Annotated in this window: 7 protein-coding genes and 1 pseudogene; 2 read left to right on the top strand and 6 right to left on the bottom strand. The window is 64.2% G+C overall.

The window, feature by feature from the left end; translation table 11 throughout:
- The 3 genes and pseudogenes from AC1P6P_RS02680 to dnaG all read right to left on the bottom strand — a co-directional run.
- Positions 1-308 (bottom strand): annotated as a pseudogene (locus AC1P6P_RS02680) (hypothetical protein); the annotation flags it as partial.
- Positions 309-376: 68 nt separating this feature from the next.
- Positions 377-682, bottom strand: coding sequence for a hypothetical protein (locus tag AC1P6P_RS02675; protein WP_481400890.1), 306 nt, complete (start codon positions 680-682; stop codon positions 377-379).
- Positions 683-764: 82 nt separating this feature from the next.
- Complete coding sequence (dnaG, locus tag AC1P6P_RS02670; protein ID WP_481400889.1) at positions 765-2,606, bottom strand: DNA primase; 1,842 nt, start codon at positions 2,604-2,606, stop codon at positions 765-767.
- 184 nt (positions 2,607-2,790) lie between these two features.
- On the opposite strand from dnaG, the gene AC1P6P_RS02665 reads away from it, so the two are divergent.
- Positions 2,791-4,359, top strand: a complete 1,569-nt coding sequence (locus AC1P6P_RS02665) for an ATP-binding protein (protein ID WP_481400888.1) — start codon at positions 2,791-2,793, stop codon at positions 4,357-4,359.
- Positions 4,360-4,392: 33 nt separating this feature from the next.
- On the opposite strand, the gene AC1P6P_RS02660 is transcribed toward AC1P6P_RS02665, so the two are convergent.
- The 3 genes from AC1P6P_RS02660 to AC1P6P_RS02650 form a co-directional block, all read right to left on the bottom strand.
- Positions 4,393-5,163: an SGNH/GDSL hydrolase family protein gene (locus AC1P6P_RS02660; protein WP_481400887.1), complete on the bottom strand. Its 771-nt coding sequence runs from the start codon at positions 5,161-5,163 to the stop codon at positions 4,393-4,395.
- Positions 5,164-5,261: 98 nt separating this feature from the next.
- On the bottom strand, positions 5,262-7,013 hold the full coding sequence (locus AC1P6P_RS02655; RefSeq protein WP_481400886.1) for a DUF6311 domain-containing protein: 1,752 nt from the start codon (positions 7,011-7,013) through the stop codon (positions 5,262-5,264).
- Between the two features lie 37 nt (positions 7,014-7,050).
- Positions 7,051-7,515, bottom strand: a complete 465-nt coding sequence (locus AC1P6P_RS02650) for a GatB/YqeY domain-containing protein (protein ID WP_481400885.1) — start codon at positions 7,513-7,515, stop codon at positions 7,051-7,053.
- 57 nt (positions 7,516-7,572) lie between these two features.
- Here AC1P6P_RS02650 and AC1P6P_RS02645 point away from each other — a divergent pair.
- The coding region (locus AC1P6P_RS02645; RefSeq protein WP_481400884.1) for a hypothetical protein at positions 7,573-8,602 on the top strand (1,030 nt) is incomplete at its 3' end.

The raw sequence follows: 8,602 nt of genomic DNA, 5'->3' as shown, positions 1-8,602 counted from the left end.
GCAGCCTTCGCCTCCGGCGTGCGGGTTTCCGCAGCCTTGGTCTCGAGCTTCGTCTCCGGCTTGGAGTCGAGCTTGACGTCAGGAAGCTTGGCTTCCTTGACGGCCGGCTTATGGGCCGGAGCCGGTTTGGCCTTGACCGGGCTTTTGACCGCGGCGGCGGCCTTAGCCGGCTTGTGAACCGCCTTGGGAGCCGGCTTCTTCGCCTTGGCAGGCGCCGGTTTGGCGCTGGCTGCCTTGGCGGGGGTACGCTTGACCGCCTTGACGGCCGGCTTCGCGGATTTCGCCGGTTTCTTCGACTTTGTTACCACTTTACGTCCGTTACACTGAGCCGCCGCGCGCGCGAGCGGGAATTTCTAGTTGTTTGCCCGTGACCCGTTCACACGGCCTCGGGAGTGCCTTCCGGAGCCGGAGCGACCACTTCGGGAGCCACGGGAGCCGGAGCGGGGGCGGCCTTTTTGGCCTTCCGCTTGGCGGGCTTCTTCGCCGGAGCGGTCTTCTTCGCGGCCTTTTTGGCCTTTTTCACGGCGACCTTCGCGGCGCCTTTCTTTGCGACCTTTTTTGCGACCTTTTTCGCGGGCTTCTTCGCGACTTTCTTCGCAACCTTTTTCGCGGCCTTCTTGGGGGCCACTTTCTTGGCGACCTTCTTCGCCTTTACCTTCTTCGCCTTCTTCTTCGCTGCCATGTTCGGTTTCCCTCTTTCTTGGTCCGCCGCGCGCGCGCCGGTAGAATCACAATGTATAACAGTTGGATTCTACGTGCTTGCCCTATTCGCCGGAACGGTCTTGTCGAAAGCGAAGTGCCTCACGTTCGTGCTCCTCGGTCGGCTCCCGCTTGAAACGTTCCCATGCCGCCTTTTGCTCCGGACCGAGTTCTGCCATGTCTTTCAGCTGACGAGCGGCGCTGAGGAAGCGGGCATCGGTATCCTCGCCTGAAACGGTCCCCTCACCCCCCTCTCGTGGCGCTTTCAAACGCGCTACGATGTCTGCCATGCCACGACGGTTGAGATGGTTCTCCAGTCCCTGTTTTTCAAGCCTGGAGCCGGAGGCGGCGACGTTTAGAAGTTCCGCCCTAAGCCTGTCAAGCGAGAGGTCCGAAAACGGTAACGAGGCAAGCGCTTCGGCATGCCTGGCGGCAAGTTCCGGTTCGCCCAGAATAAGGCTCAAAACCTCGGTTTCCTTGACCTTAAGGGCCCCGCCCTGGCGTGCGATCAGGCTCGCCTTGACCGCCTCCGACACGCCTTCAACCGGACGCTGAAACCTCTCGTTGCGCCCGAATTCGCCCCGCCGGCCTTCGCGTCCGCCACGCGGCGTCCACGGACGGTCCTCGCGTTTGGGCCGCCGTTTGAAGGCATCGAAGACGCGGGCATCAAAATCGCGACGGTAGTATTCGGCGATCTTGCCATCGGTGATCTGCCCGACGAGATCGGCGAGGGTGCGCTCCAATCCCGCCCGCCGCTCCGGGGTGGAGAGGTCCTTGCCGGTGGTCTCACTCTTCCACAACACATCAGCGAGCGGCTCGGCGGCATCGAGCACCTTCTGCATCGCGCCCGGCCCCATGGTGCGGATCAGGCTGTCGGGATCGTCATCGCCCGGGATGAAGGCGAAGCGCAGCGAATGGCCGGGCTTCAAATGCGGCAGTGACAGGTGCGCCGCCCGCAGCGCCGCCTTGCGCCCCGCCGCATCGCCATCAAAGGCGCAGATCGGTTCGGGCGCCACTTTCCACAACAGGTGCAGCTGGTCCTCGGTCAACGCCGTGCCGAGCGGGGCGACCGCCGCCTCGAAGCCCGCCTTGGCCAGCGCGATCACGTCCATATAGCCTTCCGACACGATGATCGTGCCCGCCTTGATCGCTGCCGGACGCGCCAGATGGAAGTTGTAGAGCTGGTGCCCTTTGGAGAACAACTCGGTCTCGCCGGTGTTGATGTATTTCGGCTTGGCATCGGCGGCGAGGCCGCGGCCGCCGAACGCGATCACCCGCCCGCGTGCATCCGAGATCGGGAACATCAATCGGTTGAAAAAGAAGTCGCGCACGCCATGGTGTTCGTCGGCCGGACGCGCCAGCCCGGCCGCGATCATGTCATCCATGGTGACATTGAGTGCGGTGAGATGGCCGATCAGGGCCGAACCCGCCGCCGGGGCATAGCCGATGCGGAATTTCGCGGCGGTGGCCTCGTCCAGCGCCCGGCCCTTGAGATAGTCGCGGGCCGCCTTGCCGCCGGCACTGGCGAGCTGCTCCTGGAAGAATTTCGCGGCAGCCTCGATGACGTCGTAGAGCGATTTCTTTTTCTCGGCCCGCGCCTCGTCTTCCGGGCTCCACTTGGGCAGCTCCACCCCGGCCTCGCCGGCGAGCTTTTCCACCGCCTCGGGAAACGAAAGACCCTCAGTTTCCATCAGCCATTTGAAGGCGTCCCCACCCTTGCCGCAACCAAAGCATTTGTAGGTGCGGCGGGCGTTTTCGACCTTGAACGACGCGGTTTTTTCGCCATGGAAGGGGCAGCAGCCCCAGAACGCCTGCCCCTTGCGGGTAAGCTTCACCCGCCGGCCGACCAGCTGGACGACGTCCGTCCGGCGCAGGATCTCTTCAAGCAGGTTGGGAGCGTAGGCCATGGACCTATTGTGGCAGGATTGACGGGCGCTGGCGTGGCCGGGTGCCAAGGAATCTTGTTAGCAGGGCCGTTCCGAGCATCCCTACCACCGGGTAATTGTTAAATAGTTCCAATTTACGTATTCTAGCCAGACAGGGGGCGGGGCGCGATTTTGTGTCCCCCCGCCGATCAGGGATCTGGGGCCCATGGCATTGGCAATGCTGCAAAATCCGAGTGTGCCGGAGCACGGATGGCAGGCTTTGGTACAAGCCGTCGAACAGCTTGCCGGCGCCAGTGACCTCGCCGCCATCATCGCCATTGTCCGCGACACCGCCCGCGCCATTTCCGGCGCCGATGGCGTCTGTTTCGTGCTGCGCGACGGCGAGTGCTGCCATTATGTCGAAGAACTGGCCATCGGCCCGTTGTGGAAGGGCAAGCGTTTTCCGCTCACCGCCTGCATCTCGGGCTGGTGCATGTTGAACGACCAGCCGGCCGTCATTCCCGACATCTATCTCGATCCGCGCATTCCCCACGACGCTTATCGCCCAACCTTCGTGAAGAGTCTGGTGATGGTGCCGGTGTGCACCGACAGGCCGATCGCCGCCATCGGCACCTATTGGGCCGAAACCCGTAACTTCTCCGACGAGGAATTGGCGCTGATCGAAGGCTTGGCCCGTTCGACCTCGGCGGCCATCGCGGCCTGCCAGTTGCGCCAATCATTGATCGACAGCGAGCACCGCCTGTCGCTGGCGCTCGAGGCCGGCGGGCTCGGCGCCTGGGAACTGAATCTCGCCACCGGCGAGCTGATTGCCACCGCGGCGACCAAGGCCATGTTCGGCTGTGATCCCGACACGCCCTGCACGCGTGACGACCTGATTGCGGCGGTCCACCCCGACGACCGCGACGCCGCGCTGCGCCAGTTTGAAACCGGCCTTGGCCGCGACGAGGACTTCCGCCGCGGCGACCGCCGCCTGGAATTGCGCGGCCGTCTCGTCTGCGATGGCGATGGCACCCCGGTCCGCGTCACCGGCGTGGTGCGCGACGTCACCGAACGCCATCTCGCCAAAGAACGCCTGGAAAGCTTGCGCTCGGAACTGCTCAGGGTCGCCCGGCTCAACGATCTCGGGGCCATGGCATCGGCGCTGGCGCATGAACTGAACCAGCCGCTGGCCGCCGCCTCCAACTATCTACATGCCGCCGAACGGCTGCTCGATCGCGATCCGGCCCAGGCGCTGTCGGCCATCACCAAGGCGGAAGGCCAATTCGTTCGCACCAAGGACATCATCCAGCGTATCCGCGGCTTCGTTGGCCCGGGCCGCAATGAGCGGGCGCCGGAAGACATCGAAACCGTCTGCCGCGAAGTGTTGGAACTGGCCCGCATGACGGCGCGCTACGATAGCGCCGCGCTCTACCTCAAGGCCGATACCGGTCTGCCCAAAGTCGACATCGACAAGGTGCAGATCCAGCAGGTGCTGCTCAACCTGCTGCGCAACGCCGTGGAAGCGATGGCCGGCAGCGACAAACGCCGCGTCACTATCAGCGCCAGCTGCGACGGCGACATGGTGCGCCTCAGCGTCGCCGATACCGGACCGGGCCTTGCCCCCGACATCGCGGCGCATTTGTTCCAGCCCTTCCACACCACCAAGGACGGCGGCATGGGCGTCGGCCTGTCACTATGCCGCAAGATCGTCGAAAACCACGGCGGCAAGCTGTGGCACGAGGCCGGCGATCCCGGCGCCATTTTCGCGTTCACGGTCCCGCAAGCAGCCTTCTAACGGCCTTTTCCGAACCAACGCCGCCAATCTCAGTTACAGCAGTTTGTCGAGCGCCGGCGCCAGCAGGGTCCATACCGCTGCCGCCCACTTCTTTTCACCGTCGCCCTGGTAATGCGTCCCTTCCGGATCGCGGGCGATGACATAGCGCCGATCGCTGAGCGCGGCGGAATCGATGAAGGCGCAGCCGCCGGATTCGACGGCTTTCTTGAGGCCGGCGACAAAGCCGCCATAGTCCGCCTCGCTGCGGGTCTTGAGTGCGGGTTGCGGCGGGCCGATCCAGACGCAACGGCTGCCGGCGCTCCTGACTTGGGCGACCATGGTGGCGGCGCGCTCGAAATAGATCGCTTTTGCAGCGGAAAACTCGCGCGCGGTCAGGAAATTGGTGCCCAGCGAAATCACCGTCACCCGTGGTTTCATTGCCTCGAGATAGGTTCTGATCGGGCCGTAGGACACCGTCGCCGGGCCGCCGCCGGGGCGGGCATCACGGGCGCAATGACCGGACGTGTTGCAGGTGCGGATGCCGCAAACGGTGTGGGCATGGACCAGCCAGCCGAACACATCGGAGCCGCAGGTCCAGTAGCTCCACACTTTCAGTGACTGGCCCGTGTGCGGGTCTTTGCGCGCCGCCATCCAGCGATAAATCTCGTCGCCGAAATAGCCGAGGCTTTCGGAATCGCCGATGTAGAGAATGTCGGCCTTGCCGAGCCAAGCTCCCTGCACCGGATCAGGCAAATAGGAATCGGGCTCGGCGCCTGCGCTCGCGCACAGCAGCGCACCCAAGGCCAGCGCCCACAACCCCCGCATTTCCGTCACCCCCCAAGCCCCACCCGAACGGTAACAGGTGGATGTAACAGCCGCCGACGTGGCGCGGTGTAGCGAATCGTGGTGAACGGAGCGAATGCCTATTGAACGCGCAAAATCGTCAGATCGGCGGTGTGGTAGACAGCCGGAAACGCCTGTTCGTAGGCCGATTTCGGGGTCGACGGGAGGGCGCGCGGCGGCGCGATCCATTTGACCTTGGCGAGCGACGGGAAGGTCCGAACTGCCCAGCGCCGCATCGCGTATTTCGGCGGATTGGGGTCGAGGTCCCAGGCGATGCGTTCGTCGATCACCAGAAATTTCACATGCGCCTGCAGCAGCAGCGCGCGTTGCTCGGCTAGGGTCTTGTGCTCGAGCCGCTCGGTCAGCGGCGGGCGGAAGCTGCGCGAGATCGCGGCCTCCGTGACCGGCTTACCGTGGCAGGTCTGCTGGAACATGGCGACGTCGCCTGTGTCGTGGAACGGCAGATTGGTGACGCCAAAGCCGGGCTCGCGATCGCGGGCGATGAGATCAAGCCCAGCCGGGCAGCGCGCCTCGGTGTAGTCGAGATGGAAGGGAGCAAAATCGGCAACGATCACGATGACCAACGCCGCCAGCGCCGGCTTCACCCAGCGCTGCTCCCGCCAGCGGTCCGCCAGCAACGTCAGGCCATGGGCGACGGCGATGCCAAGGAACAGATACACCATCACCATGCTGCGCCCCGGCGTGCGCACCTGACTGAAAAACGGCATATGGTTGGGAAGGATGCCCGGCAGCGGGATCAGGGTGTCGAAACCGAAGGCGTGCAGGCAATCGCCCATGGCAAGGACCGCAAACACGCCGATTGCCCAGACGAGATAATGGGCAAGCCCATCCGTCCTGCGCCGGCGCCACAGCCACACCAGCAGCGCAAGATTGACGAGACCGAGATAGGCGGCGCCCTCGAAGGTGTTGTTGCTGGTCCAGGTATGGGCGCGGGCCCAGAACGACGCCGACCAGCCGGCAAAGATGTGGGTGGTTGGGAACGCGACGAACGCCTCCAGATCGGCGACGAAGGCATCGGTGCCGCCGGGATGCTCGACGCCGCCGGACAGCAACAGCATCGGCACGATCAGCGGCAGGAGCAGCAGCGCGGTGCCCCCGAGCGCAACGGCGGGCGCCTTGAGCGCCCAGCCGCGCAACAGCTCACCCTCACGACGCCAGCGGTACAGGGCATGGAAAACCACGAAATAGGCGTCATAGAAAAGAAAATACCAGCACGACAGCGCCGCCAGTGCGCCCGCCACCGCCGCCCCAGCCAGCCACCGCCAGCTCTTGCGCTCTAGCCCGTTGAGATAGGCGAGCACGAACAGCGGCACGAACTCGATGTGCGTGACATGGGCATGATGCATCGCCTGGGCGACATGCCAGGGACTGAAGGCAAAAATGAACCCGCCGATGAGCGCCGCCCAGGTATGGGGCACAAACCGGCGCACCAGCAGAAAGCCGGACAGGCCCGCCAGCGGAAACGACGCGAACAGGGCGGCATTGTTGAGCCAGATGAGGCCGTCGCGGTTCGCGTTCAGCAGAGCAGCGAGCAGCCGCACCACCAGCACATGGGGATAGGAAAAGGAGTGATAATTCAGCGCGGTGCCGTCGGGAAATCGCAGGTCCGCGGTATGGAAGAAGCCGGCCAGCGTGACATTTGCGCCATGCCAGACATTCCAAAAATCCTGCAGATTGTTCTCGGGCGGACCCAACAGCACGGTCGAGAACTGCGCCAGCCAGGGCTGGAACAGCGCCAGCGCCAAGCCAAGATAGAACAGAGCGGCACCGCACGCGCCGAGCGCGTCAGACAATCCCCCAAAGCGCCGCATGACAATGGTCCTTGACGAATGGCCGCAAATGCGGCCGCTATTTGCCGCCGAGCTGGGCTTTCACCAGGGCGCCAGCTTTGCCGAAATCCATCGTGCCGGTGTAGCGCTCTTTCAGCGCCGCCATCACCTTGCCCATGTCTTTGAGCGCGGCGGCGCCGGTTTCGGCCACGATCGCGGCGACGGCGGCTTTGGTTTCCACCTCGTCGAGCTGGCGCGGCATGAACTCTTTCAGGATCGCGATCTCGCCCTTTTCGGCCTCGGCCAGTTCCGGGCGGCCGCCTTTTTCATACAGCGTGATCGAGTCTTCGCGCGATTTCACCAGCTTGCCGAATAGGGCGACAATCTCGTCGTCGGAGATGCCGTCGCGGCTTTCCTCGGTGCGCGAGGCGATGTCCCTGTCCTTGATATTGGCCTGGATCAGCCGCAGCGTGGCAAGCCGTTTGGCATCGCGCGCCTTCATCGCGTCCTTGACGGCGGTGTTCAATTGATCGCGCAAACCCATGGTTCATCTCCTCAGTTCGGCGTAATCTAGTCGCCGGGGATTTCGATCTCAACGCTCATGCGCACAGCTTTCGCCGCCACCCTGGCCGGACTTGTTCTGGCGGCCCAGGCGCTTGCCGATCCGTCGCCGGAACAGCGCTATTCCGCGGCGGTGAAAACGCTGAAAACTGCGTGCGGCGAGGTATGCGGGCTCGGGATTGGCAACGACCCGCGCGAAGCGCAAGCACTCGATGCCTTGTGGGATGCGACGGAGGACTGGACCGTGGCGCGCCTCAACGCGCATCGGCGTATTCCCCGTCACGGAACGGCCCGCCACAACAGCATCGTCTCTACCACCGTGACCCAGTTGGCGCCGGATCTTTATGCCATCGCGGCCATCGTCTGGGAGCAGACCGGTACCGTCTTCCTGGTCGGCAAGCGCGACGGTCAGTGGCAAGTCGTTTGGGATGTCCGCCGCGCCCAAATCGGTCCGTTCGGCGCCCTCAAGGCGTGGCGCACCGACCATGCAGGACCGTGCACTGACGAAGAGGGGCACGACGGACATTATGACTGTGGCCCGGTCTACGGCCGCGTTATGGCCCTGACGTCCGATCGCGACGGCCGCATCCGTTTTGCCCTCGAAGCAACCTATGCCCAAGGTGCCGAGTTCACGGTGAAGAGCCAGATCAGTTTCTGGCGTTGGGATGGGGCCAATGCCGAGCCGCTGCTGGCCGAAACCTATTCCCACGAACAGGACGATATCCTGCGCGGCCATGACACGGCCGATACTGTCGTCGTCCGGGTCAAGAGCGATTACCTGTCCTTGGAAGCCTGCGGCGCCTGCGAGGGACGGCAGCTTGATTGGACATTCCGGGCCCTGCCGGACCGGATCGAGGATGGCGGCAAGCGGCTCGTTCATCCCGAAGCCGATTTCGTCGATCAGGTCTATGATCGGCTCGCGCGCCATCTGCCGGTCGCAGACGCGGCAACGCCTGAGGCGCTGGCGCTGATGGCGAACTACACGCCTGACCGGGGCGATTTCGTCACCTGGCCGAACGCACAAGGCGCCCAGGTATGCCTATTCAGCGATGGCTTTGACGGCTTCGACC

The organism is Rhizomicrobium sp., from assembly GCF_056722145.1.
The sequence above is the reverse complement of the archived record's forward strand: the minus strand, read 5'-3'. Positions and strand labels throughout refer to the sequence as shown.

Bases quoted from the DNA above. Each gene is read 5' to 3' on its own strand.
- AC1P6P_RS02675 (WP_481400890.1), bottom strand. From the start codon at position 682: ATGGCAGCGAAGAAGAAGGCGAAGAAGGTAAAGGCGAAGAAGGTCGCC.
- dnaG (WP_481400889.1), bottom strand. From the start codon at position 2,606: ATGGCCTACGCTCCCAACCTGCTTGAAGAGATCCTGCGCCGGACGGAC.
- AC1P6P_RS02665 (WP_481400888.1), top strand. From the start codon at position 2,791: ATGGCATTGGCAATGCTGCAAAATCCGAGTGTGCCGGAGCACGGATGG.
- AC1P6P_RS02660 (WP_481400887.1), bottom strand. From the start codon at position 5,163: ATGCGGGGGTTGTGGGCGCTGGCCTTGGGTGCGCTGCTGTGCGCGAGC.
- AC1P6P_RS02655 (WP_481400886.1), bottom strand. From the start codon at position 7,013: ATGCGGCGCTTTGGGGGATTGTCTGACGCGCTCGGCGCGTGCGGTGCC.
- AC1P6P_RS02650 (WP_481400885.1), bottom strand. From the start codon at position 7,515: ATGGGTTTGCGCGATCAATTGAACACCGCCGTCAAGGACGCGATGAAG.